Here is a 25,831-nt window from a genome sequence, read left to right on the forward strand (position 1 = left end):
CAGCTAAAATCGGTAAAAACAGCCAGAATATTGCCACTTAAGTGGTCGGCTAGATCTCTTCCAGAGCTTTTGTATCCCACCGTTGCAACTTGACCGCTTGGTAAAGCATGCCGATGGTCAGTGGGGCTTTGTCGCCACGACCTTTGGCTCGGCGTTTGAGGAACACATCAAACCCTTCCGGTTGGAAGTAGCGGTAGGCGTCGTAGTCGATGAAGTCGATGGCGAACTGTTCTTCCAGTGCTTCCATCAGGTTTCGCGCATCGGCGCCGTCGCAGCCCAGGTCAAAATTGATCGAGGTGGTGAGGCTGAGGGTTTTGCGTTCGGGCAACCCGAGTTCTTCGTGTAGCAACTGCATAAGCAGGTGCATGGTGTGGTCGTCGGGGAAGTTGGGGGCGAGGTTCATGGGGCGTCTTCTGTTTAGGGCCATTTCGTGAGACGGATTAAGCCTGATTTTGCGGTGCGTTGGATGTCGATCAGAGCTGCGAACATGGAATTCGCGGGAAGGCTGGCACTCAACCCGTACGATCTCGTCCATCTGTTGCACGCTTTCCATCAGCTCATCAAAAAAACTGCTCAAGGTTATCTCCGGGTTTTGATCGTTCCCACGCAGAGCGTGGGAACGATCTTCGCTCGGCGTCAGGTTGGTGCTTTCCAGCCCATCATGCGTTGTTGGGCGACTTTCAGTAGGTCGCAACCGTCCTGAGTCAACAGGTAGAGGGCGTGGGTGATATGCGGGATGTCTTCCACGTCACCGTTTTTGAAGCATTGGCAATGTAGGGTTTTGAGTAGGTCGCTGGAAGCGCGGATGCGCTGGAGGGCGGCTTCGAGGATGTCCTGAGGGTTGGCCTCTGTGTCGATGATCAGGGGCGGGGAATCGGTGAGGTTTGTTTGGAGGGGGCGGTAGCGGTTTGGAAACGGATTTAATGTGGTCACTGAAGAACACCTCTACTTAATTGGGAATGAGCATTCTCTTTGTCGAGTGACCAAGCCCGAGTCGCTGAATTAGCAGCGACAACCCGACTATAGGTGTGAGCAGCCGGGCAGCGATAGACGACAAAGAGTCCCCGCTTGTAGGATCGGGCCGAACCTCGGCTAGGCCCTTTCTATAGGAATTTTCGCGACGAATTTTCTCGCGCTTTCCATCATCCCGCGCCCCATCACCTCAACGAATATGCTGATACGAAGCAACATCCAGAAGGCCAGTGGTCAGCCCGGTCGCCGGCGCATAGATCGTGCCTTTCACTGCCGAGAACTTGACCCCGTTGCTGCCCAGCGAAACGTAGCGCTCGCCCTGGTCCAGTTCGGTGAAGTAGGTGTACGAGCACTTTTCCATCGCTTTGTATTTCGCGGCGGTGCTGACCATGGTGTTGTGGTGGTTCTGCAGGTCGGCCGGGGCCAGGTTGAGGGTTTTGTTCAGCGGCACGCCCCAGCGCTTAAGGCACACTTCGGCAAAGTGGCGGACGATCAGACCGGGTTCGGACAGTGCTTTAGGGCCGCTGACACCGTCTGCTGCGGCGTTGCCAACCAGCGTGCCATGGCGGCCGGGCATGGGATAAATGTGGGTTCGGGTGCCGGTGGCGGTTTGCGGGATGACACAGCTGAAGCCTTTGGAGCGCTCGTCCCGGGCGTAGAAGCCGACGTATTCTTTTACGTTGGCATTCAGTTTTACTTTGTCTTCCTGAAAGTTACCGATGCCCGGTACCGGATCAATCGCAAAGATGTTGACCGGGATGTTCTTCAGTGCGCTGTCCTTGAACATGGCATTGGCCAGCATATGGCAACTGATCCCGCCGCGGCTCCAGCCTACCAAGTTGACCTTGGTTGGAATAACGCCGTCCTTGCGAAATGTTTTAATGATTTGTTCTTGCAACTTCTGCTGGGTCACACTGCGGTCGCCGTAGTTGTATTTACGCCACAGCCAGGAGCCTTCGACAATCACGTCTTCGATGGGAATGCCTGCAGCCTTGAGGCGGTTGTATTCGGTCTCGGTCAGCTTTTCACGCTGCCAGTCACACTGACCTTTGATGATGTTGATGGCGTGCTTGACGTTCTCCTCCCAGCCGTTGCCGAACAACGTTCCGCTGAGGCCGTAGCCTTTGGATTGGGTAAACAGCTCATCAGCTTGCAGGTTGCTGGTGCCCGGACCGTCGATCACGATCCATTCGGCGAACTCCCGGCCGGCATGATGGGAGGCCAGTGTCGAAACCAGTTCGCCATTCCAGTAAGTTGGGTTCAGGCTGTCGAATTTGGTCGAGCCGGTGCCGCAAAAGAAAATAGTTAATGTAGTCATTGTAGTGCTCTTGTTTGATTTAAGAGCTTGCAGACTAGGGTTGGTTATTTAAATAGTGAAGTTGTTAGTTGTTGCCGGGTTTGTAGTGTGTGTTTAAAGTTTTAGTATTCTATTTTTTGTTTGGCAACTTCCAGGAGTTCGCAACCCTCCTGCGTTAGTAAATAAAGAGCATTCACTATATGAGGGATGTCTTTAACATCGGCCTGTTTGAAGCACAGACAATAAAGTGTTTCGAGCAAATCGCTGGCTGCGCGCAGGCGTTGGTGCGCTGCGTCGAGGACGGCACCCGTGCTGGCGGCGGTGTCGATGACCAGAACGGGTGTTTCGCTGTAGCTGGTTTTGAGTGGACGGTAGCGGTCTTGCATTTAGGTCATTCCTGTAGGAAGTCGGGCAGTCTCGCCGGCAGGTCGACACCCTGTTTTCAGCCGCGCCGCAAACTATGAAGGTGGCGACGCAGTGCGGCAATATGGCCGCGATGGACAGGTTTTGTAGGGGTTTTACCTGCCTTTTCGGACCGAACCTACGCGTTTCCCGAGGGTTTTTACGCCTAAACCCTTAGACGGCAAATTTCCTACGGGTTTGTCAGGCGCAACGCAGCAAACCTCTGTATGGTGCGCGCCAGAATCAGTAGGACGTTTCGAAACGTCCGTCCCACGCTTAAAGGGAATTAAGTATGCAATGGCTACGTATGGCCTCGATTTTGTTGCTGTGGGCCGGGGTTTGTCGCGCGGCGGGTGCTGCTGACGCCGGCAACTCGATGGTCCTGGCCAATATGGACCGCACCGGTTGGCCGGATGCGCTGACCAGTCAGGCGAGCATGGACACCGCTTTCCGTGCTGAAGTGCTGAAGTGCTGATGTTCGGTAAGGCATTGCTGGCCAGCGAAGCGCTGGACGAACAGAGCCTGAAACAACGACTGGGCGTGCAGGATGTGAAGCTCAAGTCGGTCAGGCAGGTGCGTGACGGGCTGTGGGACCGGCTGCTGACCACCTACCGCAGCGCCAGCCAGAACTGCGACGGTGAACCCTTCTGCCCCCGCGTGCGAAGTGTCGCTGATTTGCGTCAGTTGGCGGCGGCGTTCACCGGCGAAATCAGTCCGGCCCATGCCATTTGGGCGAGCAAGAGCCAGGTGTTTCACGAGCAGGCGCTTAATGAGCAACTGCGGGTGGCGGTGTTGGTGCCGTAGCCTCATCGTCTGCTGACGATCGTTCGAAGCTGTATCATCCCGTATCGTTTTGGTCCCCGACCTTTTCTCGACTCGCTGCGTTTGCCGGCTAGGCTTTGGGCTTCGCAGCGGTCAACGGAGTGACAGCTTATGCACAACACCCTGGAACAGGTTTTCGGTTATCCACAGTTTCGGCCCGGCCAGGAAGCGGCGGTCAGCGCGGTGTTGGCCGGGCGTTCGGCGGCGGCAATTTTCCCCACCGGCTCGGGCAAGTCCCTTTGTTACCAATTGCCAGCCTTGCTGCTGCCGCACCTGACGCTGGTGGTCTCGCCGCTGCTGGCGTTGATGCAGGATCAACTGGCGTTCCTGCAGCGCCACGGCATTGCGGCGGGCAGTATCGATTCGGCCCAGAGCCGCGATGACGCCAGCGACGTAATGGCCCGGGCCAAGTCTGGCGAGCTGAAGATTTTGATGATCTCCGTGGAGCGCCTGAAGAACGAGCGTTTCCGCAATTTCTTGCAGCAGGTGCCGATCTCGCTGCTGGTGGTGGACGAGGCGCACTGCATCTCGGAGTGGGGCCACAACTTTCGTCCCGACTACCTCAAGCTCCCTGACTATCAGCGCCAGTTCAACATCCCTCAGGCGCTGCTGCTGACCGCCACCGCGACACCCAAAGTGATCGCCGACATGGAGGCCAAGTTCGCCATCGCCCCCGACGATGTGGTGACCACCGGCTTCTATCGGCCGAACCTCAATCTGCTAGTGGAACCGGTGCGTGGCCAGGACAAGCGCCGACGCCTTGTCGAATGGATGAGCCAGCGTCCCGACCAGCCAAGCATCGTGTACGTCACCCTGCAGAAAACCGCCGAGCATATCGCCGAACACCTGAACCGCAACGGCATTCAGGCCGAGGCGTATCACGCTGGTTTGCCCCATGAACAACGCGAAGCAATCCAGCGCCGGTTCATGGGTGGGCAGTCCAATTGCATCGTTGCCACCATCGCGTTCGGCATGGGCATCGACAAGAGCGACATCCGCAACGTGGTGCATTTCGACCTGCCCAAATCCATCGAAAACTACAGCCAGGAAATCGGCCGCGCCGGGCGTGACGGGCAGCCATCCGACTGCCTGGTATTGGCCAACCGCGACAGCCTCAATGTGCTGGAAAACTTCGTCTACGGCGATACGCCTGAGCTGGATGGCATCCGCTATGTGCTCGACGAGTTGCAAGCCGCCGCGCCCGAGGGGCAGTGGGAGTTTCTGTTGGGGCCGTTGGCGGACCAAAGCAACATCCGCCAATTGCCGCTCAAGACCTTGCTGGTGCAGTTGGAGCTGCGCGGAATCATTGCGCCGCGTTACGCCTATTACGCCGAGTACCGCTTCAAATATTTGCAGGAACCCGAGGCTTTGCTGACCCTCTTCGAGGGTGAGCGCAAGGACTTCGTCGCGGCGATCATCCAGACCTCCAGTCGCGCACGGACCTGGGCCACGGTGAATTTCGACGCGCTGTATGAGCAGCATCAGGCCGAGCGTAATCGCGTGGTGAAGGCGCTGGATTATTTCCAGGAAAAGGGCTGGGTCGAACTCGAAAGCAAGCAAATGACCGAGGTCTACAGCCTGCTGCAAACGGACTTCGACAGCCAGGCCCTGAGCGCCGAGCTACACGCCTATTTCACCCGGCACGAGCGCACCGAGATCGCGCGGATTCACGCCATGCTGGACCTGTTCGCCACGGACCATTGCCTGGGTTATCGCCTGGCCGAGTACTTCGGCGATGAAAACGCGCCGCAGCAGTGCGGGCATTGTTCGGTGTGTCACGGGGATGTGGCGCGCTTGCCGACACCACCGGAATTACCGGCGCTTGTGGATAAAAACTTCGAGGCATTGTGTGGTGACTTTATCCACAGGCACGAGCAGCACACCGGCAACGTTCCGTCGGCGGAACGCGTGACGCGGTTTTTGTGCGGGATCGGCGTGCCGCTGTTCACCAAGCTCAAGGCACGGTCGATTCCCGGGTTTGCGGCGCTGGAGGATTATCCGTATGCCGAAGTCCGGACGTGGGCCGAGGCGCATTTGCCGGCGTAGATCCATCCGCTGAATGTTGCTCATCACAGGAATAAATTTCAAAAATGCGCGGTGGCTGACTATGGTGAAGGCTGTCTTTGGATCGCCAACAAGAGAACAACTATGAGCCAGACACCGTTCAATATTCAGCGCGCCGCCGTCATTGGCGCCGGCACCATGGGCCGTGGCATTGTCATGTGCCTGGCCAACGCCGGCGTCCCGGTGCAGTGGGTCGATAACAATCCACAGATGCTTGAGCAGGCGCTGGCTACCGTGGCGGACACCTACGCCCACAACGTGCGTCAGGGACGGATCGATCAGGCCGAAGCGGACGCTCGCATAGCACGGGTAACGGCAGCTGCTGACTACGCGGCGATTTGCGATGTCGATCTGGTCATCGAAGCGGTGTACGAAAACCTCGAGCTCAAGCAGAAAATCTTCCGTGAGCTGGACGGTCTGCTCAAACCTGAAGCGATTTTGGCCAGCAATACCTCGGCGCTGGATATCGACGCCATCGCCACGGCCACTGGCCGTCCGCAACAGGTCCTGGGCCTGCACTTCTTCAGCCCGGCGCACATCATGAAACTGCTGGAAATCGTTCGTGGTGCCCAGACTTTACCGGTGGTGCTTGAGGCAGCTCTGGCACTGGGCAAGCGCATGGGCAAGGTCAGTGTGGTGTCGGGCAACTGCCACGGTTTCATTGGCAACCGCATGCTGCATCCGTATGTGCTCGAAGCGCGCAAGATGTTGCTCGAAGGCGCTTATCCCTATCAGGTCGATGCGGCATTGCAAGGTTTTGGCTTCGCCATGGGGCCGTTCCGCATGTACGACGTGGTTGGCATCGATCTGGAGTGGCGCGCTCGGCAGTTGGCCGGCATAGGGCAGGATGCGCCTGAGGTTCAGGTGGACAATCGTCTGTGCGAATTGGGTCGTTTCGGCCAGAAGAGTGGCAATGGCTATTACCACTATGAGCCGGGCAGTCGCCAGGCTGAGCACGATGTTGAAGTCGATGCGCTGGTGCTGAAGGTTAGCGAAGGGTTGGGCTTCCAGCGTCGCGAGATCGGGCCTGAGGAGATTCTGGAGCGCTGCTTGCTGGCACTGGTCAATGAGGGTGCGAAGATTCTTCAGGAAGGGATTGCCGAATCGGCGCACGACATCGATCTGGTGTACCTCAATGGCTACGGCTTCCCGGCGGACAAGGGCGGGCCGATGGCTTGGGCGGACCTGCAAGGGCTGGCGGATATTCACCAGCGGTTGCTGGCGCTTGAGACGAAGCAGGGTGATCAGTGGAAGCCAGCGCGGTTAATTGGGGAGCTGGCGGCGGTGGGTAAAGGGTTTGCGGATCGGTAGACTTCACCTGTTCGAACGATCCTCAAGGCGAGACCCATGAATCAACGCACCGACTACCCCCACTTCCAACCCATCACCACCCGCTGGCACGACAACGACGCCTATGGTCACGTCAACAACGTCACCTACTACAGCTTCTTCGACACGGCAGTGAACACCTACCTGATCGAAGTCGGCGATCTGGATATCCATGATGGCGAAGTAGTTGGCTTTGTGGTGAGTTCGGCCTGCGATTACTTTGCTTCCATTGCCTTCCCTGACCGGATAGAAATCGGTTTGCGAGTGGGCAAGTTGGGCAACAGCTCGGTGCAATACGAGCTGGCAGTGTTCAAGGCCGGGGAAGACGAAGCCTGCGCGGCGGGGCGCTTCGTGCATGTGTTTGTGGATCGTGCGTCGAATCAGCCGGTGGCGATTCCTGCCGGGTTGCGCGGGGCGCTGGAGCGGTTGGTGGTGTGACGGGCAAAAAAAATCGCAGCCCTTGGGCTGCGATTTTTTGATGCATCGGCAAGCGAGGCGATTCAAGCCTCAGTCGCGATAGCGATGGTGATGCTTGCGATGCCCGTAATGGTGGCCGCGATCATGGCGGCCTCCACGGTAGTAGCGACGATCATCATCGCCACCACGATAGGAACGGCGATCATCGTCGTCGTTGCTCGAGTTGCCCATGTAGTTACCCAGCGCGCCACCGGCGCCGCCGCCTGCTGCGGAGCCGATCAGGCTGCCGGTGGTGCCGCCCATGCTGCGGCCGACCACGTTACCGCCTGCTGCGCCCAACGCACCGCCGATGGCGGCTTGGCCACGGCTGTGTTTGTCGGCGCCGACGGCGCTACCACCCGCGCCGCCCAGGGCCGCGCCAATGGTGGAACCTGTACTGCCGCCTAATGACTGACCGACGACCGAGCCCAGAACCCCGCCCAATGCGCCGCCCACACCAGCTTCGGTGGTGCCGCCAGCAGAAGCGAAGCCACTGACCAGGCCAAGGGACAACAAGAGAATCGAGGAGAACTTCATTTGAGAAACCTCAAGGGGATGACGGCGCGATCCTGAGGCTGTGTCATGGTTGTGACAATCGAAATCCGACGAGTAACACGACTTGAGCACATTTCTATAAGTTACTGTTTTTTAGCCGGAACTTAAGTGTTTTTCGCCGGTCTTTAGCTACTTCGGATAGGCTGTTTTCATGCAAAACGGCCTTTTTTGTGGACGTTTGGAAAGTGTTCGCAATGATCGCTCCACGCAGAGCGTGGGAACGATCAGGGTCAGGCCGACTTGGCCATGATGAGCTGGGTCTCACTCGCCGCTTCCAGCCGGATCGCCACAAACTTCGACGTCGGTGTATGGCTGCCATCCCCGGTGCTTTCCAGCGGCACCAGCGGATTCACTTCCGGGTAGTAAGCCGCCGCTTGCCCGGCAGGGATATCAAACGCCAGCAGCGTGAAGCCCTTCACCCGACGCTCACGGCCATCATCCCAGATCGAAACGATGTCAGCCTTCTGCCCCGGCTTGAACCCCAGGCGAATGATGTCGGCTTCGTTGACGAACAACACATCACGCTGACCTTTCACGCCGCGATAGCGGTCATCAAGCCCATAAATCGTGGTGTTGTACTGATCGTGAGAGCGCATCGACTGCATGATCAGGTCCGGCAACACACCGGTGGCGCGAGTGCGTTCGTGCACCAGATCTTTAGGCAGGATGTTCGCACGAAAATTGGCGCGACCCGACGCGGTATTCCAGCGGCGCGCACCGGCGCTGTTGCCGAGGTAGAACCCGCCCGGGTTCTGGATCTTCTCGTTGAAGTCCTTGAAACCCGCAATGGTGTCGGCGATCAGGTCGCGGATGCGCCGGTAATCGGCCACCAGCCAGTTCCAGTCCACCGGTGTGCTGCCCAGGGTCGCGGCGGCGATGCCGGCAATGATCGACGGCTCAGAGCGCATCTGGTTCGACAGCGGCTGCAACTGGCCGTTGGAGGCGTGAACCATGCTGAACGAGTCTTCGACGGTCACCGCTTGCGGGCCTTCGGTCTGGATGTCGATGTCGGTGCGGCCCAGGCACGGCAGGATCAACGCGTCTTTACCGTGCGCCAAATGGCTGCGGTTGAGCTTGGTGCTGATTTGCACGGTCAGGTCGCAGTTGCTCAGGGCCTGGAAGGTCCGTGAGCTGTCCGGGGTGGCTTGGGCAAAGTTGCCGCCCAGACCGATAAAGACTTTCGCGCGGCCGTCGGCCATGGCGTGGATCGCCTCGACCACGTTGTGACCGTTTTCACGCGGTACCTTGAACTTGAAGCGACGCTCCAGGGAATCGAGGAACGCCACCGGCGGACGCTCGTTGATGCCCATGGTCCGGTCACCCTGCACGTTACTGTGGCCGCGCACCGGGCACAGACCGGCACCGGGCCGGCCGATGTTGCCGCGCAGCAACATCAGGTTGGCGATTTCCTGGATGGTCGCCACCGAATGGCGGTGCTGTGTGATGCCCATCGCCCAGCACATGATCACGTTCTTGCCTTTGGCGTACATCCGCGCCGCTTGCTCGATTTCAACCAGCGTCAGTCCGGATTGTTCGACGATCTGCTCCCACGAGGTGTCGTCGACGATGCCTAGGTATTCCAGCACGTTGACACTGTGTTCATTGAGGAAGTCGTGGTCGAATACGGCAGGCTCACCCGCCTTCTGTGCGTCACGCTCCCACTGCAGCAGGAACTTGGCCATGCCGCGCATGATCGCCATGTCGCCGCCCAATGCCGGACGGAAATACGCGGTGTTGGTCGGCTTGTCGCCGTTGGTGAGCATTTCGATCGCGTGTTGCGGGTGCTGGAAGCGCTCCAGGCCGCGCTCCTTCAAAGGGTTGATGCATACCACCTGAGCGCCGCGTTTCACCGCTTCGCGCAGCGGTTCGAGCATCCGTGGGTGGTTGGTGCCAGGGTTCTGACCCCAGACAAAAATCGCGTCGGCATGTTCGAAGTCGTCGAAGGTGACGGTGCCTTTGCCGACGCCGACACTTTGCGCCATGGCCACACCGCTGGCCTCGTGGCACATGTTCGAGCAATCGGGGAAGTTATTGGTGCCATAGGCACGCACGAACAATTGATACAGGTACGCCGCTTCGTTGCTGGCGCGGCCCGAGGTGTAGAACTCGGCCTGATCCGGGCTCGACAGGCCCTGCAAATGTTTGGCGATCAAGGAGAACGCAGCTTCCCAGCTGATCGGCTTGTAGCGATCGGTTTCGGCGTCATAGCTTAATGGCTCGGTCAGACGGCCCTGATACTCCAGCCAATAGTCACTTTGTTCCAGCAATGAACTGACGCTGTGCTTGGCGAAAAACGCACCATCGACACGGCGTTTGGTCGCTTCCCAGTTCACTGCTTTGGCTCCGTTCTCGCAGAACGCCACCATGCCGGCCTCATTGGAATCGCCCCAGGCGCAGCCGGGGCAGTCGAACCCGCCGTTCTTGTTGGTCTTGAGCATCATGCGCAAGTTTTTCAGCGCGTTGTCGCTGGTCAGCCAGGCACGGGCAACGCTGGCCAGCGCGCCCCAGCCACCGGCCGGGCCTTTGTAGGGCTTGTAGCGGGGGACGGGTTTCTGATCGGCTTGACGATGTTGACTCACGCTTGGTTCTCCGTCGCAGGGCTGTAGACCCGCGGCGCACTTTTCTGCGGCAGGTGGATGAGATTGAGGTTGTGGCGTCGGGCCCATTGCACGGCAAGGCCCGTGGGCGACGACAGGCTGACCAGGGTCTGGATACCTGCGCGCAACACTTTCTGGATCAATTCGAGACTGCAACGGCTGGTGACAATCACCAGCCCGCCGGTGGTCGGGATCTTCTGACGGATCAGTCCGCCAATCAGCTTGTCGAGGGCGTTGTGTCGGCCGATGTCTTCGCGGCCCAGCAGCAATTGGCCCTGACTGTTCATGAACACGGCGGCGTGCACCGCGCCGGAGTACTGGCCAAGAGGTTGGAACGCACCGATGCGCTGACGCAAACCATCGAGCCATTCGGCGGGCGGCAAGGGTGCTCCGGGCAACACCTTGAGGTCTGGCAATGCCTGTTCCACCGCTTCCACACCGCAGAGCCCGCAACCGCTGGTGCCAGCCATTTGCCGACGCTGTTGCTTGAGGTTCCAGAAGGCGCGGTTGGCGATGGTCACTTGCGCGTATTGCGCTGAACCCGAGCCGCTGAGTTGCAGGTCATAGATATCGCAGGCGTCTTCGATGATGCCGCTGCCAAGGCTGAAACCGACGATGAAGTCTTCGAGGTCCGTTGGCGTCACGAGCATCACAGCCTGACTGATGCCGTTATAGGCGATCGCCAACGCGACTTCTTCGGCCAGCGCGGTGCTGGCTGATTCGGTGTCTTGAAGGTCGCAGTAACTGTAAGTCTGGCTTGCGGCGGGCGCTGGCGTTTCAAGGGCTGGCGCCGCGCAGGCAGGGCGCTTGGCGTTCATGGGGTTATCACCGACGGTTTAGGCTGCTTTAAGCCTAGGCGCGTCAACTTGTCGCGTCTAATCGCTAATACTGATCTGCCGATAGATGGCGTCGATCAAGAGCTCGGCAGCGATTGCTGAAGAATCGCGAAACAGGCTTCCGCGAGCGCCGAACGCGGGGCGCTACGACGCATGATCAGCCCCAGCCGGGCGAGGGTTTGAGCATTTTCGATGGGGTGCAGGCGCAAATGATCGGTGAGTTTTTCCAGGCCTCCGTCCAGCGGCATCACGGCGCAGCAGAATCCGCCGTGCACTGCTTGTAACAATTGGTGGACGGCATCGGTTTGCAGCAACGGCTGCGGGGTGAGGCCGCGACTGTGGAAGTTGTGGTCGATGGACTGCCGAAAATGCATACCGCTGGTGAGCATGCCCAGCGGCAGTTCGATCAGCGATTCCCAACTCAGCGGCGCCTCACCGAAACTGAAGAAGCGCTGATCGTAGAGCAGGCCCATGCGGGTTTCGCTGAACGCCAGGGAATCGAAGCGTTCGCCGTCCAGTCGCTCCAGGTACGACACACCGAGGTCCAGGCGATTGTTTGCCAGTTGTTCGAGGATCTGTTCAGAACTCAGGGCCGAGAGTTCAAAGCGCAGGTTCGGGTGTTCGGCGTGCAGGCGTTGCATCAATGGCAGTGGATCGAAGCTCGACAGCGGCACCACGCCCAGACGCAACGTACCGACCAGACTGCCGCGACAGGCAGCCGCCTCGGCCTGCAAGCCGTCGTAGGCCGCCAGCACGGTGCGCGCCCACGCCAGCACCCGTTCACCCGGTGCGGTGAAACCTTCGAAGCGCTGCCCGCGATTGACCAGCGGCAGCTCGAGTTCTTCTTCGAGGCTGCGTAGGCGCATGGACAGGGTCGGCTGGGTGATGTGACAACGCGCAGCGGCCTGGCCGAAATGCCGGGTCTCGTCGAGGGCGATGAGGAATTTCAGTTGCTTGATGTCCATCTTCGCTCCAGGGCGCGGGAAGGTTCGGATTCTAGCGCTTGGGGGGAAGCGGCGTCATTGGTCGGGTTGGAACCGCAAGTGACAGCCTTGGTCTAGGCTTTTGCGTCTGGAACCCAAAACCCAAGGAGAGCGCACCATGAGTATTTTTAGCTTTGTGAAAGAAGCAGGCGAAAAACTTATCGATCTGCTGACGCCAGGCAACGCCAATGCCAGCGAGCAGTTGAAGGAACATATCAGCAAGGTCGGCCTGGGTAACCCGAATGTGCAGGCGACGGTGGATGGCGACAAGGTCATCGTGACCGGCGAAGTCGGCAGTCAGGAAGAGAAGGAAAAAATCCTGCTGGCGGTGGGCAATATTGCCGGTGTCGGTAGTGTGGATGACCAGATCACCGTGACCGGGCCGGTGGTTGTGGCCGCGAAGTTTGTAACGGTCGTGAAGGGCGACACCCTCAGCGCGATTTCCTTGCGCGTGTATGGCGATGCCAACAAATATCAAAAAATCTTTGAGGCCAATAAACCGATGCTCAAGGACGTGAACAAGATCTATCCGGGGCAGTCGTTGCGGATTCCTGAGTAACCCTCACGACCGCTTTCGCGAGCAGGCTCGCTCCCACATTGATCTACAGTGAACACATCATTTGTGTACGACGCAGATCCGTGTGGGAGCGAGCCTGCTCGCGAAGCAGGCACCTCGGTCTCAAAGCCCGGCAATCAACTCCCGATAATCCCCCACCGCCGCAAACTCGGCCGTGTCCTTCGGTCCTTTACGGCTGTCCGGCTGACGCACGGCCAACAAATGCGCCACCCCAAAATTCCGCGCGCTACGCAGGATCGGCAAGGTGTCGTCGATAAACAGACTGCGCGCCGGATCGAACCCAATGTCCGCCTGCAAGGCATCCCAGAACTGCGGGTTTTCCTTGGCGAAACCGTAATCATGCGAGCTGATCAAGCGCTCGAAGTACGGCGCCAGTTCGATTCTTTCCAGTTTCAATGACAGCGAATCGCGGTGTGCATTGGTGATCAGCACCACGCGCTTGCCGGCCTGTTTGATGGCGGCCAGAAAGGTGTCCGCGTCCGGTCGCAAGGCGATCAGGTGTGCAGTTTCCAGTTTCAGTTCGCGCACCGGCAGTTTGAGCTCGGCGCTCCAGAAATCCAGGCAATACCACTGCAACTGGCCGGCGTTGCGTTCGAACAACGGCTGCAATTCCATCTCGGCCATGGCCCGACTCACCCCGTGCAACTCGGCGTAACGCTGGGGCAGGTGTTCCATCCAGAAATGGTTGTCGTAATGCAGGTCCAGCAGCGTGCCGTCCATATCCAGCAGAACGGTGTCGATGTCGCGCCAGGGCAGCAGGGACATAAAAACTTCTCCAGCGGTAAAAAAGATATCCGACGTAAACAATCAGGATAGGCCGGGTATAGTAACGCGTTCACGCCAAGGAGCTTTTCATGCGCCAGAAACCCACCATCCTCGCCCGCGAGATCGTCGCCACCAGCCGTTTGTTCTGCGTCGAAGAGCTGAAGTTGCGCTTTTCCAATGGCGTGGAGCGTACGTATGAGCGACTGGTCGGCAAGGGCGCCGGTTATGGCGCGGTGATGATCGTGGCGATGCTGGATGCGGACCACGCGGTGCTGGTTGAAGAGTATTGCGGCGGCACCGATGAATACGAGCTGTCCTTGCCCAAAGGCTTGATCGAGCCAGGCGAGGACGTGCTGGCGGCGGCCGAGCGGGAGCTCAAGGAAGAGGCCGGGTATGGCGCGCGGCAACTGGAGCATCTGACGGAGTTGTCGTTGTCGCCCGGTTACATGAGCCAGAAGATCCAGGTGGTGTTGGCCACCGATCTGTATGAAGAAAGCCTTGAAGGCGATGAGCCCGAGCCGATGGGCGTGGACAAAATCAACTTGCGTGAGTTGTCGGCCCTGGCCCAGAACCCGCGATTCACTGAGGGCCGTGCATTGGCAGCACTGTATTTGGCCCGTGATCTACTGACTCAGCGTGGAGTGTTCCAGCCATGATTTTCCCCCATCCGTTGATGGCGCCTGTTGTTGAACTGGCGCTGAAAGCCGGTGAAGCGATTTTGCCGTTCTGGCGTGCCAACGTCGCCGTGACTGCAAAATCCGATGATTCCCCGGTGACGGCCGCCGACATGGCCGCTCACCATGTGATCCTGGCCGGGCTGACGGCGCTGGACCCGAGTATCCCGGTGCTGTCCGAAGAAGACGCCAACATTCCCCAGAGCGTGCGCGCCGGGTGGCAGCGTTGGTGGCTGGTGGACCCGCTGGACGGAACCAAGGAATTCATTTCCGGTAGCGAAGAATTTACCGTCAACATTGCGCTGATCGAACAAGGCCGTGTGGTGTTTGGCGTGGTGTCGATGCCGACCAACGGGCGCTTCTACGTCGGTGGTGCGGGTCTGGGCGCGTGGCGTGGCGATAAAGACGCGAAGCCTTTGCCGATTCAGGTTCGCGACGTGCCAGCTGCAGGTGAGGCGTTTACCGTGGTTGCCAGTCGTCGGCATTCGAGTCCGGAGCAGGAGCGTTTACTGGCTGGGTTGAGTGACAGTTTGGGTGAACTGCAATTGGCCAATATCGGCAGTTCGCTGAAGTTCTGTTTGTTGGCGGAAGGGGCGGCGGATTGTTATCCGCGCCTGGCGCCGACTTCGCAGTGGGACACGGCGGCGGCGCAAGGCGTGCTGGAAGGGGCTGGTGGTGAGGTGCTGGATTTGAGCGGTGCGCCGTTCAGTTATCCGGCGCGGGAATCGTTGTTGAATGCGTTTTTCCTGGCGCTGCCGGCGAAGGCTGCGTGGCGCGAAAAACTGTTGGCGTTGGCTCGGAGCTGATCGTTCGGATTCAAGAACCACCCCTCACCCCAGCCCTCTCCCCAGTGGGGAGAGGGGGAAAGGGAGCCGATCGGGGGCCTTTCAAACCTGAGTTCGACTCGATATATCAGGTCGCTAAATTTCTAAAGAAAGCCACATTTAGTCCCCTCGCCCCTTTGGGGCGGTCCGACGTTTCGGGAGGGTTAGGGTGAGGGGTGGTTCTCAAGCCCTACCGATGCAGTACGTACTGCCCGGTAAACTTCACGGCATCGTCATCACTGTCGGCATTGACGATCCGAGAATGCAGTGTCAACCGCGCCCGTCCATACCGCACATACATCGCCAAAAACTTCTTCCACACCGCCGCACTCGGCGCATGGCAAATCGCTGTCGCGTCCATGGTCACCGGCAGCGGATAGTTGATCTGTCCTTCCTGAATCACGATGTGCCCGCCTTCAACCCCTTCTTCACGCAAACGCAAATGCAACCAGCCCCAACCGGCCAGCACCGCGCCGCAATACAGGCTGCCACCGAACATGGTGCTTTTGTGATTGACGTTGGCCTCCAGCGGCAAGTGCAGGCGCAGTTGCTGGTCATGCCAATCGAGCACTTTGAGGCCCATGTCCCGGGTAAGGGGAATGTCGCGATGGAGGACTGATTCCAGATGACGGCTGTCGCGGCTCATGCACGGATCTCTTTTTTGAAGATGATGATTTGACGGTAGCTCAATCGGGTTCGTCGGTGTGGCTGGTGCCACCGTCGGCGAAGTTCAGCCCGTGCTTGCGCAGTTTGTCGTGCAAGGTCTTGCGTGGGATGCCAAGGGCTTCGGCGAGGCTGCGCACCGAGCTGTGAGAACGCGCCAGTTCGGCGGCGATCAAGCTCTTCTCGAAGTTTTCCACTTGTTCGCTGAGGCCGCCGCTGACCACGTCGACCGTCATGCCGACAGCGCCATCCGCTGCGTTATTGTCCAATGCCAGTTCCAGGCCCAGGGCAAAGCGTTCGGCGGCGTTCTGCAACTCCCGCACGTTACCCGGCCAGGTGTGGCGCAGCAGCAGGGCGCGTTGTCCCGGTTGCAACTCGTGGGGTGGCAGACCGTGACGGGCGCTGGCTTCATCGGCGAAATGCTGGAACAGCATCAGCGCATCTTCGCCGCGCTCGCGCAGCGGTGGAATACGCAGCGGTGCGACGTTCAGGCGGTAATACAAGTCGGCACGGAAGCGGCCCTGATCGGCGGATTGACGCAGGTCTTCCTTGGTCGCGGCGATGATGCGGATGTCCAACGGGATCAGCTGATTGCCGCCCAAGCGCTCGACGACCCGCTCTTGCAGCAAACGCAGCAATTTCACCTGCACATCCAGGCTCATGCTTTCGATTTCATCAAGAAATAACGTGCCGCCATTGGCGAATTCGAACTTGCCGATGCGGCGCTTTTGCGCGCCGGTAAAGGCACCGGGCTCGTGACCGAACAGCTCGCTTTCTACCACCGACTCGGCCAGGGCGCCGGCATTGATCGCCACGAACGGGCCGTTACGACGGTTCGACAAATCGTGCAGCGCTCGGGCCACGACTTCTTTGCCGGCGCCGGTTTCGCCAAGGATCAGCACATCGGCCTTGGTCGCCGCCAATGCGCCGATCTGCTCGCGCAGGCGCAGCATCGGCGCCGATTGCCCGACCAGTCGAGTGCTCAGCTCATTGCGATCGCTCAGGGCCAGACGCAGGCTGCGGTTGTCCAGCACCAGCCGGCGCAGGGCCAGGGCGCGGCGAACACTGTCGAGCAGGGCGTCGCTGGCGAAGGGTTTTTCCAGAAAGTCATAAGCCCCGGCGCGCATGGCCTGCACCGCCAGCGGCACATCGCCGTGACCGGTGATCAGCAGCACTGGCAGTTCCGGGTCCTGGGCATGCAGTTCGGTCAGCAGTTCGAGACCGTCCATGCCCGGCATGCGGATGTCACTGACCACCACGCCGGGCCAGTCGCGCTCCAGTTGTGCGGCCAGGCCCTTGGCTTCAGCGAGCGGCAGGATTTTCAGGCCGGCGAGATCCAGGGTCTGGCTCAGGGCTTGACGCAGGTGCGGATCGTCGTCGATCAGCACGACCTGGATGCGGTTGTCGATGGTCATGCACTTCGGTCCTCGGACGGTTGCAGGCTCACACCCGGTGCGCCTGCACGCAGCTTCAGGGTAATCAGGGCGCCACCTTCCTTGTGGTTGGAGAACGACAGTTCACCACCGAAGGCGCGCATCAGGGTTTCGCAAATCGCCAGCCCTAACCCAAGCCCCTGAGTGCGGGTCTTGGTGGTGTAGAAGGGCTCGCTGGCGCGGCCAAGTGCCTCCAGGCAGAACCCGGGGCCATTGTCGCGAATGTACAGATTGACGCCATCGGCAGTGGATTGGGCACTCAACCAGAGCTTACGCGGCGGGCCTTTTTCCGTCAGGGCGTCCAAGGCGTTGGCCAGCAGATTGCCGAGCACCTGACGCAGACGGGTTTCCCCGGCCTCGACCCACAGGGTGGCGGCCGGCAAGTCGCGGATCAGCTCGACCTCCATGCTGCGTCGACGCTTGGCCAGCAGCGCCAGCGCATCGTCCAGCGCCGGTTGCAGGGCGACGCTTTCCGGGGCGTGGCGATCGCGCCGGGCGAAGGCGCGCAGGTGGGCGATGATCGAGGCCATTCGCCCGGTCAGTTCGCTGATCAGCTTGAGGTTGCCGCGCGCATCGTCGGTGCGCTGATGATCGAGCAGCACCTCAGCGTTTTCTGCGTAGCTTCGGATCGCCGCCAGCGGTTGATTCAATTCGTGGCTGATGCTCGCCGACATGGTGCCAAGGGCCGACAGTTTGCCGGCCTGCACCAGATCATCCTGAGCGCGAACCAGCTCTTGCTGGGCCTGTTCGCGTTCCAGCACTTCCTGTTTCAGTCGACGGTTGAGGCCCTCGAGGTCGCTGGTCCGCTCGGCTACGCGGCCTTCCAACTCACGACGGGCCTTGGCTTCAAAGGCGATTCGTTCAAGGTAATGGCGGCGGCGCTGCATCATCAGCCCCAGCAGCAACATCAACACCAACAATGTCGCGCCGCCGATGGCGACGACCGTGCGTACCGGGCGATCGATCAACGTGCGTGGGGCGAGGATGCTGACGTTCCAACCGGTTTCTGCGATGGGCTGGGTTTGTGTCAGCCAGGCGTTGGGGTTGAGCCGCAATGGCTTGGGATCGCGGGTCGGATAAGGTTGAATCGCAGTGATTGCCTTACTTTCCTCTTCGCCCAACGGGCGGGTCGAGCGGAATCGCCACTCGGGCCGCGACGTGAGAATGACCACACCGTTATGGTCGGTCAGCAGCAGTTGTTCTGGGGTTTTGCCCCAGAGGCTTTCGGTGTGGTCGAGGTCAACCTTGACCACCAGCACACCGATGATCTTTTCGCCGTTACGCACGGCGGCGGCGAAGAAATAGCCGCGCTTGGCTGATGTCGTGCCCAAACCGAAAAAGCGCCCAAGCCGCCCGGCCATGGCTTCGCTGAAATACGGCCGGAAGGAAAAATTACGCCCGACGAAACTGTCGTGTTTGTCCCAATTGGACGCGGCCAGGGTCTTGCCCGTGGTGTCCATCAAGTACATGACTTCGGCGCCGGTCTGAGCGCTGATGTTTTTCAACAAGCGATTGGCGTTGCCCTGGGTGACGCCATCGTCGGGCGCGCCGAGGACGGCTCGCAGGGCCGGCAGATCGCCGAGGATCTGCGGCAACACTTCATAACGGTGCAGAGTGCCCAGCAAGTTGGCGACGTAAAGGTCGAGGGTCTGACGGTTCTGCCCGGCCAGTTCGCTGCGGTAGTAACGCTCGGCCAGATGCTCCAGCGGCCACAGCAACGGCGCCAGGCACAGCGCGAGCAGGGCCAGGCTGCGCCAGCGGGGTCTGCGGGGGAGGGTCGGAGTCATGAGCATCGAGCGCCTGTGGGTACAGGCGCATTATGCCTAGGCTTGCGGGCGCAGTCTGCGCGCCGTGGGTCAGGCACGCTTGCGGGGTGAAGATTCAGACGGTGCTTCAGGAAAAGACTTCAGCGTCCTTGAAGAACGCGGCAGCCTGATCTTTGCCGGACAGTTGCGGTGCTTCATCCAGTTGCCAATCGATGGCCAGGTCCGGATCGTCCCAGCGAATGCTGCGCTCGGCGGACGGTGTGTAGTAGTCGGTGGTTTTGTAGAGGAATTCGGCGAACTCGCTCAGCACCACGAAACCGTGGGCGAAACCCTCCGGGACCCAGAGTTGGCGATGGTTCTCGGCGGACAGACGCACGGCCACCCATTTGCCGAAATGTGGCGAGCTGCGGCGAATGTCCACAGCCACGTCGAGTACTTCGCCCACTGTGACGCGAACCAGTTTGCCCTGAGTGTTTTCCAGTTGGTAATGCAGGCCGCGCAATACGCCTTTTTGCGAGCGGGAATGGTTGTCTTGAACGAAATTCGTTTCCAGGCCAGTCGCTTCATTGAAAGACTTGGCATTGAAACTTTCATAAAAGAAACCGCGCTCGTCACCAAATACCCTGGGTTCGATGATCAGAACACCGGGCAGGTCGGTGGTGACTACTTTCATGGTCTTTCTCCAGCAATAGACGTTGATGGACGACATTCTTGCGCAAAGTGGCGGCGGGCGCGAGTGGACCGTGATTCAGGCGCTGAAGGTTTTGTATCTCCAATGGTCTTAATCCGAGCCATCGTTCGCTACATTCACCTCGCCGAAGTACCAGTGCCTGGACTATAGGCACTGTCCGTTTTCATTGACGTGAACAAAATCTCATCATCCACGATGAAAAAAGGCCTTGTCAGGAAGGCTACGTTGATCATCTGCCGGGCGCATTCTTTTCGTACAGCCGATGTAGCTTGTTTCCCCCAGAGGAATGCAATCCGGGATGGGCGTAGGAAAGTTCAATAGAGAGGCCGCTGGCTTGAAGGGGGGTTGCGTATCGCCCCAAGCAGTGGCGATATAAGCGCCTAATAAAATTTCAGGGGTCGTTGTATGCCACTCGCCACGTTGATTCATCGCGCCAGTTTGCCCAGCCCGCAAGTGTCTGCGGAGCAAGCGCTTGAGCTGCTGAAGGGACATTACGGGCTGAGTGGAAGGTTGCAGGCCCTTGGTAGCCAGCAAGATCTTAACTTTCGGGTCGACAGCGACCAGGGGCGTTTTGTCCTGAAAATCTGCCGTGGCGATTACTCGGCGCAGGAGCTGCACGCCCAGCACGCCGGGCTCAAGCATTTGGGTGAACACCCCGATGTGCATGTGCCGCGAGTGATTCCCGCCAAAAACGGTGCAGACCTGCTTTCCCTGGAAGTCGGCGGCCAGCCGGTGCATGTGCGCCTGCTCGATTACATCGAAGGCCAGTCGCTCACACACCTGGATCATCTGCCCGGTTCAGTGGTGGCCGGCTTCGGTCGACTCTGCGGTGAAATGGACCTGGCCCTGGCCGGTTTCGACCATCCGGGCCTCGAGCGCACCCTTCAATGGGACGCCCGTCACGCCAACGCGCTGATCGCTCATTTGCTGCCGGTCATCAACGACGAGCAGCAACGCCGACTGATCGCCGATGCGGCTGAACAGGCCGAGCGTCATTTGCAGCCGCTTGTGGATAAGCTGCCGGTGCAGGCCATTCACATGGATATCACCGACGACAACGTGGTGTGGCAGCGAGATTCGCAACGCCAGTGGCAATTGCAGGGTGTGATCGATTTCGGCGACCTGGTTCGTACCTGGCGCATTACTGATCTGTCGGTGACGTGTGCGGCGCTGCTGCACCATGCCGATGGCGATCCTTTCTACATTTTGCCGGCGGTCCAGGCCTATCACGCTGTCAATCCGCTCACGCATGAAGAGCTACTGGCGCTCTGGCCGCTGATCATCGCCCGTGCGGCGGTGTTGGTGCTCAGTGGCGAACAGCAGGTCAACATTGATCCGGGCAACGAATACAGCCGCGACAACCTCACCCACGAGTGGGAGATTTTCCGCGTCGCCACATCGGTGCCGTTGGCGTTGATGGAAGCGGCGATCCTTACCGCGGTCGGCCAGAACGTGCCGAGCATCGGTAGCGAAGGCTTCGCGCCGCTGCTGCCGAGTCTGGTCGGGCGTGAGTTTGCGTTGATCGATTTGGGTGTGCTCAGTCCGCATTTTGAGGCCGGCAACTGGGAGCAGGAGGGGATCGATCAGCGTCTGCTGACCGAAGCCGCCGCGGCTCATGGTTTGGCGGCCAGTCGTTATGGGCAATATCGCTTGTCCCGCACCCGGTCGGACAGCGCCACTGAGCCGGACACTTGCCCATTGCACGTCGAATTGCGAGTGCCCCACGGCACGGCAGTCGAATCGCCGTTCGCCGGGGTGGTGCATCAGCCGGCGGCAGGCGTGCTGCAATTGGATGGCCCGCAACTGAGCGTGCGCCTGTGGGGTGTGACGCCGTCGCTGCACATCGGCGCAGCGCTGGTCAAAGGCCAGGTGCTGGGTTCCGTCAGCGGGCCGTTGATTGTGCAGTTGTGCCGGGGCGCTTCGTTCACGGCGCCCTTGTTTTGCACGCCGTCTCGCGCCGCGGCCTGGCAAGCATTGTGCCCGTCGCCAGCAACTCTGCTTGGATTGGCCTGTGACGCCGAAGAGGAGCTCGATTCGCAGACGTTGCTGGCGCGCCGTGACGCCAGTTTCGCCCGTACCCAGAAGCACTATTACGTCGACCCGCCGCGCATCGAACGTGGCTGGCGCAATCACTTGATCGACATGCAGGGCCGCTCCTACCTCGACATGCTCAACAACGTCGCGGTGCTGGGCCACGGTCATCCGCGCATGGCTGCTGTCGCCAGTCGTCAGTGGTCGCTGCTCAATACCAACTCGCGTTTTAACTATGCGGCGGTTGCCGAGTTTTCCGAGCGCTTGCTGAAGTTGTCGCCGGACTCCATGGACCGGGTGTTCCTGGTCAACAGTGGCAGCGAGGCCAATGACCTGGCAATCCGCCTGGCATGGGCCTACAGCGGCGGTCGCGACATGCTCAGCGTGCTGGAGGCCTATCACGGTTGGACTGTAGGCGCGGACGCGGTCTCGACTTCGATTGCCGATAACCCGAAGGCTTTGAGCAGCCGTCCGGACTGGGTGCATCCGGTCATCGCGCCGAACACCTATCGCGGGGAATTCCGTGGCCCGGGCAGCGCGCCGGATTACGTGCGCAGCGTTGAACACAACCTGGCGCAAATTGCCGAGCAGAAACGTCAGCTGGCCGGTTTCATCTGCGAACCGGTGTACGGCAATGCCGGCGGTATCTCGCTGCCGCCAGGGTATTTGAAGCAGGTTTATGCGCTGGTTCGAGCCCAGGGCGGTGTCTGCATCGCCGACGAAGTGCAGGTCGGTTACGGCCGCATGGGCAACTTTTTCTGGGGCTTCGAAGAGCAAGGCGTGGTGCCGGACATCATCACCATGGCTAAAGGCATGGGCAACGGCCAGCCGTTGGGTGCGGTGATCACCCGTCGGGAAATCGCCGAAGCGCTGGAGGCCGAGGGTTACTTCTTCTCGTCGGCCGGCGGCAGCCCGGTCAGTTGCCAGATCGGCATGGCAGTGCTGGATGTGATGGAGGAAGAAAAGCTCTGGGAAAACGCTCAGGTCGTGGGCGGGTATTTCAAGGAACGGCTTGAAGCGCTGATCGATATTCATCCGCTGGTGGGCGCGGTGCATGGTTCCGGCTTCTATCTGGGCGTCGAGTTGATCCGCAATCGCGAAACCCTGGAACCGGCAACCGAAGAAACCACGGCGCTGTGTGATCGGTTGCGCGAACTGGGGATCTTCATGCAGCCGACCGGCGATTACCTGAACATCCTCAAGATCAAACCGCCGATGGTGACCTCGCGTCAGAGCGTGGATTTCTTCGTGGACATGCTTTCGAAGGTTCTTGCAGAAGGTCTGTAAACACATAACCCCGTGGGAGTGAGCCTGCTCGCGATTGGGCAGGCTCAGTCGACATCCATGTTGAATGTTCGACCGCAATCGCGAGCAGGCTCACTCCCACATTGGTACGGTGTTAATTCGATAGATATCGGCTTTTTAGCAAAAAAATATGACAGAAGGTTTGCTGGTGGCTTCTAAAGCCGATTTTTATCGGTTATAAAGTCGCCACTGCCCCGGTGTGGACCCACCACGCCCGGTGCTTCCCTTTTCTGTCATTGGTCGGTGCCACACTCGACCCTAAAGCAATTGCCCCGGAGATGATTCATGAGCCGTATCGTTACCGTCGCCGCCACCCAGATGGCCTGTTCCTGGGACCTTGAAGCCAACATCGAGACCGCTGAGCGGCTGGTCCGTGAGGCCGCGGCGAAAGGCGCGCAGATCATCCTGATCCAGGAACTGTTCGAGGCTCCGTACTTCTGCCAGAAGCCGAACCCGGATTACCTGCAGCTGGCCACGACCGTTGAAGACAACGTCGCCATCAAGCACTTCCAGAAAGTTGCCAAAGAACTGCAAGTCGTTTTGCCGATCAGCTTTTACGAACTGGCGGGCCGCGCGCGTTTCAACAGCATCGCGATTATCGATGCCGACGGCAGCAACCTCGGGATTTATCGTAAAAGCCACATCCCGGACGGCCCTGGCTACCACGAAAAGTACTACTTCAACCCGGGCGATACCGGCTTCAAAGTCTGGAACACCCGTTACGCGAAAATCGGCGTAGGCATCTGCTGGGACCAGTGGTTCCCGGAATGCGCTCGCAGCATGGCGTTGCTGGGCGCAGAAATCCTGTTCTACCCGACTGCGATCGGCAGCGAGCCACACGACAAGACCATTTCGTCCCGTGATCACTGGCAGCGCGTGCAACAAGGCCATGCCGGCGCCAACCTGATGCCACTGATCGCCAGCAACCGCATCGGTAACGAAGAGCAGGACGGCTACGACATCACCTTTTATGGCTCATCGTTCATCGCCAACCAGTTCGGCGAGAAGGTTCAAGAGCTCAATGAAACCGAAGAAGGTGTGTTGGTTCAGAGCTTCGACCTGGATGAACTGGAGCACATCCGCAGCGCGTGGGGTTCGTTCCGTGATCGTCGCCCGAACCTGTATGGCACACTAAAGACCCTCGACGGATCCCTGGAGTCCTGATCGCTATGACCACTTTGCACAGCACGCCGCGCGCCGACGGCTTTTACATGCCGGCCGAATGGGCGCCGCAAACCCAGACCTGGATGATCTGGCCCGAGCGCCCGGACAACTGGCGCCTGGGTGGCAAACCGGCGCAAGCCGCGCACGTCGCGGTGGCTAAAGCCATTGCACGTTTCGAACCGGTGACCGTGGCGGTTTCCGCCGGCCAATACGAAAACGCCCGTGCCCGTCTGGACGTGCCGAATATTCGTGTGGTGGAAATGTCCAGCGACGACGCCTGGGTTCGTGACACTGGCCCGACGTTTGTCATCAATAACAGTGGCGAAGTCCGTGGTGTGAATTGGGACTTCAACTCGTGGGGCGGTTTCGACGGGGGGCTGTATTCGCCGTGGAATCGCGATTCCCAGGTGGGCGGCAAGATCCTCGAGATCGAGCGCAGCCAGCGCTACCGCACCGAGGGCTTTGTGCTCGAAGGCGGTTCGATCCACGTTGATGGCGAAGGCACGCTGATCACCACCGAAGAATGCCTGCTTAACCGCAATCGCAATCCGCACATGAACCGTGCAGAAATCGAAGCGGTGCTCAGCGCGAATCTGGCTGTGGATAAAATCATCTGGCTGCCGGACGGTTTGTTCAACGACGAAACCGACGGTCATGTGGATAACTTCTGCTGCTACGTGCGTCCGGGCGAAGTGTTGCTGGCCTGGACCGATGACCCGCAGGACCCGAACTACCCACGCTGCCAGGCGGCAATGAAAGTGCTGGAAAGCAGCACCGACGCCAAGGGTCGCCCATTCACGGTGCACAAGATGCCGATTCCGGGGCCGCTATATGCGACCGAAGAAGAGTGCGCGGGTGTTGATCCGGTGGACGGGACTCAGGAACGTAATCCGACCGTGCGTCTGGCTGGTTCCTACGTGAACTTTCTGATCGTTAACGGCGGCATCATCGCGCCAAGCTTCGACGATCCGTTGGATGGTCCGGCAAAAGAGATTTTGCAGGCACTGTTCCCGCGGCACAAAGTGGTGATGGTGCCCGGCCGCGAACTGTTACTGGGAGGCGGTAACATCCACTGCCTTACCCAACAACAGCCAGCACCGCACAAGGAGTGAGTGGGGTTGTAACAGCTTGAGTTGATTGCAGAATCGATTCGGCAAGCGTTTTCCCTTCCCGCTTGGTAGCGAGCCCGCAGTCCTTCAGGACTGCGGGCTTTTTTGTATCCACTTGTCGACAGTTACGAAACCTTGGCACAGCTCTTGTATCTCTCATGGTGCAAAACAGGGAGGGGGAGAACTGCGATGTTCTGTCATAAACCTTGGATAAGTTAGCCGCTCACAAACCAGGAGAGAGCGCGGAAATGAACGCCGAAATGAATGTGGTGAGCGAGCAGGCGTTGCATCCCCTGGCAGTAAACAGCGAATCGCTCCAGGTCCTGGCGCACTGGTTGAAGTCCAATGGAACGCGTCAGATCAGAGAACCTGATCCGCGCCGGATGATGATCGAACGCTACCCCGCTGGTTTATTCAGCGAAGCGGAGCTGGAAGCGTTGTGGGATGTGATGGAAGGATAAGAAGAAAAAACAACGGATTGGTAAAAGCGCTGCCGGGATGGCGGCGCTTTTTTAT

At 59.5% G+C, this 25,831-nt stretch carries 23 protein-coding genes and 1 pseudogene; 11 read left to right on the forward strand and 13 right to left on the reverse strand.

Annotated features, from left to right (window positions below):
• Positions 1–49 precede the first annotated feature (49 nt).
• The 4 genes from ACYZTZ_RS29325 to ACYZTZ_RS29340 form a co-directional block, all read right to left on the reverse strand.
• Positions 50–403, reverse strand: a complete 354-nt coding sequence (locus tag ACYZTZ_RS29325) for a DUF1493 family protein (protein WP_462000447.1) — start codon at positions 401–403, stop codon at positions 50–52.
• 233 nt (positions 404–636) lie between these two features.
• Positions 637–933 (reverse strand): hypothetical protein, encoded by a 297-nt coding sequence (locus tag ACYZTZ_RS29330; protein ID WP_462000448.1) that lies wholly within the window; start codon positions 931–933, stop codon positions 637–639.
• Between the two features lie 229 nt (positions 934–1,162).
• On the reverse strand, positions 1,163–2,290 hold the full coding sequence (locus ACYZTZ_RS29335; RefSeq protein WP_462000449.1) for a hypothetical protein: 1,128 nt from the start codon (positions 2,288–2,290) through the stop codon (positions 1,163–1,165).
• A 101-nt stretch (positions 2,291–2,391) separates the two neighbouring features.
• Positions 2,392–2,655 carry a hypothetical protein gene (locus tag ACYZTZ_RS29340; RefSeq protein WP_462000450.1) on the reverse strand — a complete coding sequence of 88 codons (264 nt, stop codon included), beginning with the start codon at positions 2,653–2,655 and terminating at the stop codon, positions 2,392–2,394.
• Between the two features lie 308 nt (positions 2,656–2,963).
• Between ACYZTZ_RS29340 and ACYZTZ_RS29345 the strand changes: the two are divergent.
• The 4 genes and pseudogenes from ACYZTZ_RS29345 to ACYZTZ_RS29360 all read left to right on the forward strand — a co-directional run bounded on the left by ACYZTZ_RS29345 (position 2,964) and on the right by ACYZTZ_RS29360 (position 7,324).
• Positions 2,964–3,475: pseudogene (locus ACYZTZ_RS29345) on the forward strand (polysaccharide deacetylase).
• 129 nt (positions 3,476–3,604) lie between these two features.
• The gene (locus ACYZTZ_RS29350; RefSeq protein WP_462000451.1) at positions 3,605–5,539 is read left to right on the forward strand and encodes a RecQ family ATP-dependent DNA helicase; all 1,935 of its coding nucleotides are present in this window, start codon (positions 3,605–3,607) and stop codon (positions 5,537–5,539) included.
• A 102-nt stretch (positions 5,540–5,641) separates the two neighbouring features.
• Positions 5,642–6,868, forward strand: coding sequence for a 3-hydroxyacyl-CoA dehydrogenase (locus ACYZTZ_RS29355; RefSeq protein ID WP_462000452.1), 1,227 nt, complete (start codon positions 5,642–5,644; stop codon positions 6,866–6,868).
• Between the two features lie 36 nt (positions 6,869–6,904).
• Complete coding sequence (locus tag ACYZTZ_RS29360) at positions 6,905–7,324, forward strand: acyl-CoA thioesterase (protein WP_403139267.1); 420 nt, start codon at positions 6,905–6,907, stop codon at positions 7,322–7,324.
• Positions 7,325–7,393: 69 nt separating this feature from the next.
• On the opposite strand, the gene ACYZTZ_RS29365 is transcribed toward ACYZTZ_RS29360, so the two are convergent.
• The 4 genes from ACYZTZ_RS29365 to ACYZTZ_RS29380 all read right to left on the reverse strand — a co-directional run bounded on the left by ACYZTZ_RS29365 (position 7,394) and on the right by ACYZTZ_RS29380 (position 12,295).
• The gene (locus tag ACYZTZ_RS29365; RefSeq protein WP_462000453.1) at positions 7,394–7,879 is read right to left on the reverse strand and encodes a glycine zipper domain-containing protein; all 486 of its coding nucleotides are present in this window, start codon (positions 7,877–7,879) and stop codon (positions 7,394–7,396) included.
• Positions 7,880–8,127: 248 nt separating this feature from the next.
• Positions 8,128–10,476 carry an FdhF/YdeP family oxidoreductase gene (locus tag ACYZTZ_RS29370; protein WP_462000454.1) on the reverse strand — a complete coding sequence of 783 codons (2,349 nt, stop codon included), beginning with the start codon at positions 10,474–10,476 and terminating at the stop codon, positions 8,128–8,130.
• The gene (gene fdhD, locus ACYZTZ_RS29375; protein WP_046045514.1) at positions 10,473–11,312 is read right to left on the reverse strand and encodes a formate dehydrogenase accessory sulfurtransferase FdhD; all 840 of its coding nucleotides are present in this window, start codon (positions 11,310–11,312) and stop codon (positions 10,473–10,475) included. Before fdhD ends, ACYZTZ_RS29370 begins: the two co-directional genes overlap by 4 nt.
• 95 nt (positions 11,313–11,407) lie before the next feature.
• Positions 11,408–12,295, reverse strand: a complete 888-nt coding sequence (locus tag ACYZTZ_RS29380; RefSeq protein ID WP_462000455.1) for a LysR family transcriptional regulator — start codon at positions 12,293–12,295, stop codon at positions 11,408–11,410.
• A gap of 136 nt (positions 12,296–12,431) precedes the next feature.
• Here ACYZTZ_RS29380 and lysM point away from each other — a divergent pair, with 136 nt between their 5' ends.
• Positions 12,432–12,872, forward strand: a complete 441-nt coding sequence (gene lysM / locus ACYZTZ_RS29385; protein WP_046045516.1) for a peptidoglycan-binding protein LysM — start codon at positions 12,432–12,434, stop codon at positions 12,870–12,872.
• A gap of 120 nt (positions 12,873–12,992) precedes the next feature.
• On the opposite strand, the gene yrfG is transcribed toward lysM, so the two are convergent.
• Positions 12,993–13,655, reverse strand: coding sequence for a GMP/IMP nucleotidase (gene yrfG / locus ACYZTZ_RS29390; protein WP_056745572.1), 663 nt, complete (start codon positions 13,653–13,655; stop codon positions 12,993–12,995).
• Between the two features lie 89 nt (positions 13,656–13,744).
• On the opposite strand from yrfG, the gene nudE reads away from it, so the two are divergent.
• Both nudE and cysQ read left to right on the forward strand, forming a co-directional pair.
• Entirely contained in the window at positions 13,745–14,311 is a 567-nt protein-coding gene (nudE, locus tag ACYZTZ_RS29395; protein WP_033058385.1) for an ADP compounds hydrolase NudE, read from the forward strand.
• Complete coding sequence (gene cysQ / locus ACYZTZ_RS29400; protein ID WP_462000456.1) at positions 14,308–15,135, forward strand: 3'(2'),5'-bisphosphate nucleotidase CysQ; 828 nt, start codon at positions 14,308–14,310, stop codon at positions 15,133–15,135. Before nudE ends, cysQ begins: the two co-directional genes overlap by 4 nt.
• 208 nt (positions 15,136–15,343) lie before the next feature.
• On the opposite strand, the gene ACYZTZ_RS29405 is transcribed toward cysQ, so the two are convergent.
• The 4 genes from ACYZTZ_RS29405 to rfbC form a co-directional block, all read right to left on the reverse strand.
• Positions 15,344–15,799 (reverse strand): YiiD C-terminal domain-containing protein, encoded by a 456-nt coding sequence (locus ACYZTZ_RS29405; protein ID WP_462000457.1) that lies wholly within the window; start codon positions 15,797–15,799, stop codon positions 15,344–15,346.
• Positions 15,800–15,839: 40 nt separating this feature from the next.
• Entirely contained in the window at positions 15,840–17,231 is a 1,392-nt protein-coding gene (locus tag ACYZTZ_RS29410) for a sigma-54-dependent transcriptional regulator (protein WP_462000458.1), read from the reverse strand.
• Positions 17,228–19,036: a sensor histidine kinase gene (locus ACYZTZ_RS29415; RefSeq protein ID WP_462000459.1), complete on the reverse strand. Its 1,809-nt coding sequence runs from the start codon at positions 19,034–19,036 to the stop codon at positions 17,228–17,230. Before ACYZTZ_RS29415 ends, ACYZTZ_RS29410 begins: the two co-directional genes overlap by 4 nt.
• A 106-nt stretch (positions 19,037–19,142) precedes the next feature.
• Positions 19,143–19,688 carry a dTDP-4-dehydrorhamnose 3,5-epimerase gene (rfbC, locus tag ACYZTZ_RS29420; protein ID WP_462000460.1) on the reverse strand — a complete coding sequence of 182 codons (546 nt, stop codon included), beginning with the start codon at positions 19,686–19,688 and terminating at the stop codon, positions 19,143–19,145.
• Between the two features lie 423 nt (positions 19,689–20,111).
• Here rfbC and ACYZTZ_RS29425 point away from each other — a divergent pair, with 423 nt between their 5' ends.
• From ACYZTZ_RS29425 to ACYZTZ_RS29440, 4 genes are all read left to right on the forward strand, one after another.
• Positions 20,112–23,024: an aminotransferase gene (locus ACYZTZ_RS29425; RefSeq protein ID WP_462000461.1), complete on the forward strand. Its 2,913-nt coding sequence runs from the start codon at positions 20,112–20,114 to the stop codon at positions 23,022–23,024.
• Positions 23,025–23,327: 303 nt separating this feature from the next.
• Positions 23,328–24,206: an N-carbamoylputrescine amidase gene (gene aguB, locus ACYZTZ_RS29430; protein WP_046045523.1), complete on the forward strand. Its 879-nt coding sequence runs from the start codon at positions 23,328–23,330 to the stop codon at positions 24,204–24,206.
• A gap of 5 nt (positions 24,207–24,211) precedes the next feature.
• Positions 24,212–25,318, forward strand: a complete 1,107-nt coding sequence (gene aguA / locus ACYZTZ_RS29435) for an agmatine deiminase (RefSeq protein WP_462000462.1) — start codon at positions 24,212–24,214, stop codon at positions 25,316–25,318.
• A 245-nt stretch (positions 25,319–25,563) separates the two neighbouring features.
• Entirely contained in the window at positions 25,564–25,776 is a 213-nt protein-coding gene (locus ACYZTZ_RS29440; RefSeq protein ID WP_462000463.1) for a hypothetical protein, read from the forward strand.
• Positions 25,777–25,831: the final 55 nt, after the last annotated feature.

It is taken from the genome of Pseudomonas sp. LB3P58 (assembly GCF_054897895.1).

Bases quoted from the DNA above. Each gene is read 5' to 3' on its own strand.
- ACYZTZ_RS29325 (WP_462000447.1), bottom strand. From the start codon at position 403: ATGAACCTCGCCCCCAACTTCCCCGACGACCACACCATGCACCTGCTT.
- ACYZTZ_RS29335 (WP_462000449.1), bottom strand. From the start codon at position 2,290: ATGACTACATTAACTATTTTCTTTTGCGGCACCGGCTCGACCAAATTC.
- ACYZTZ_RS29340 (WP_462000450.1), bottom strand. From the start codon at position 2,655: ATGCAAGACCGCTACCGTCCACTCAAAACCAGCTACAGCGAAACACCC.
- ACYZTZ_RS29350 (WP_462000451.1), top strand. From the start codon at position 3,605: ATGCACAACACCCTGGAACAGGTTTTCGGTTATCCACAGTTTCGGCCC.
- ACYZTZ_RS29355 (WP_462000452.1), top strand. From the start codon at position 5,642: ATGAGCCAGACACCGTTCAATATTCAGCGCGCCGCCGTCATTGGCGCC.
- ACYZTZ_RS29360 (WP_403139267.1), top strand. From the start codon at position 6,905: ATGAATCAACGCACCGACTACCCCCACTTCCAACCCATCACCACCCGC.
- ACYZTZ_RS29365 (WP_462000453.1), bottom strand. From the start codon at position 7,879: ATGAAGTTCTCCTCGATTCTCTTGTTGTCCCTTGGCCTGGTCAGTGGC.
- fdhD (WP_046045514.1), bottom strand. From the start codon at position 11,312: ATGAACGCCAAGCGCCCTGCCTGCGCGGCGCCAGCCCTTGAAACGCCA.
- ACYZTZ_RS29380 (WP_462000455.1), bottom strand. From the start codon at position 12,295: ATGGACATCAAGCAACTGAAATTCCTCATCGCCCTCGACGAGACCCGG.
- lysM (WP_046045516.1), top strand. From the start codon at position 12,432: ATGAGTATTTTTAGCTTTGTGAAAGAAGCAGGCGAAAAACTTATCGAT.
- yrfG (WP_056745572.1), bottom strand. From the start codon at position 13,655: ATGTCCCTGCTGCCCTGGCGCGACATCGACACCGTTCTGCTGGATATG.
- nudE (WP_033058385.1), top strand. From the start codon at position 13,745: ATGCGCCAGAAACCCACCATCCTCGCCCGCGAGATCGTCGCCACCAGC.
- cysQ (WP_462000456.1), top strand. From the start codon at position 14,308: ATGATTTTCCCCCATCCGTTGATGGCGCCTGTTGTTGAACTGGCGCTG.
- ACYZTZ_RS29405 (WP_462000457.1), bottom strand. From the start codon at position 15,799: ATGAGCCGCGACAGCCGTCATCTGGAATCAGTCCTCCATCGCGACATT.
- ACYZTZ_RS29410 (WP_462000458.1), bottom strand. From the start codon at position 17,231: ATGACCATCGACAACCGCATCCAGGTCGTGCTGATCGACGACGATCCG.
- ACYZTZ_RS29415 (WP_462000459.1), bottom strand. From the start codon at position 19,036: ATGACTCCGACCCTCCCCCGCAGACCCCGCTGGCGCAGCCTGGCCCTG.
- rfbC (WP_462000460.1), bottom strand. From the start codon at position 19,688: ATGAAAGTAGTCACCACCGACCTGCCCGGTGTTCTGATCATCGAACCC.
- ACYZTZ_RS29425 (WP_462000461.1), top strand. From the start codon at position 20,112: ATGCCACTCGCCACGTTGATTCATCGCGCCAGTTTGCCCAGCCCGCAA.
- aguB (WP_046045523.1), top strand. From the start codon at position 23,328: ATGAGCCGTATCGTTACCGTCGCCGCCACCCAGATGGCCTGTTCCTGG.
- aguA (WP_462000462.1), top strand. From the start codon at position 24,212: ATGACCACTTTGCACAGCACGCCGCGCGCCGACGGCTTTTACATGCCG.
- ACYZTZ_RS29440 (WP_462000463.1), top strand. From the start codon at position 25,564: ATGAACGCCGAAATGAATGTGGTGAGCGAGCAGGCGTTGCATCCCCTG.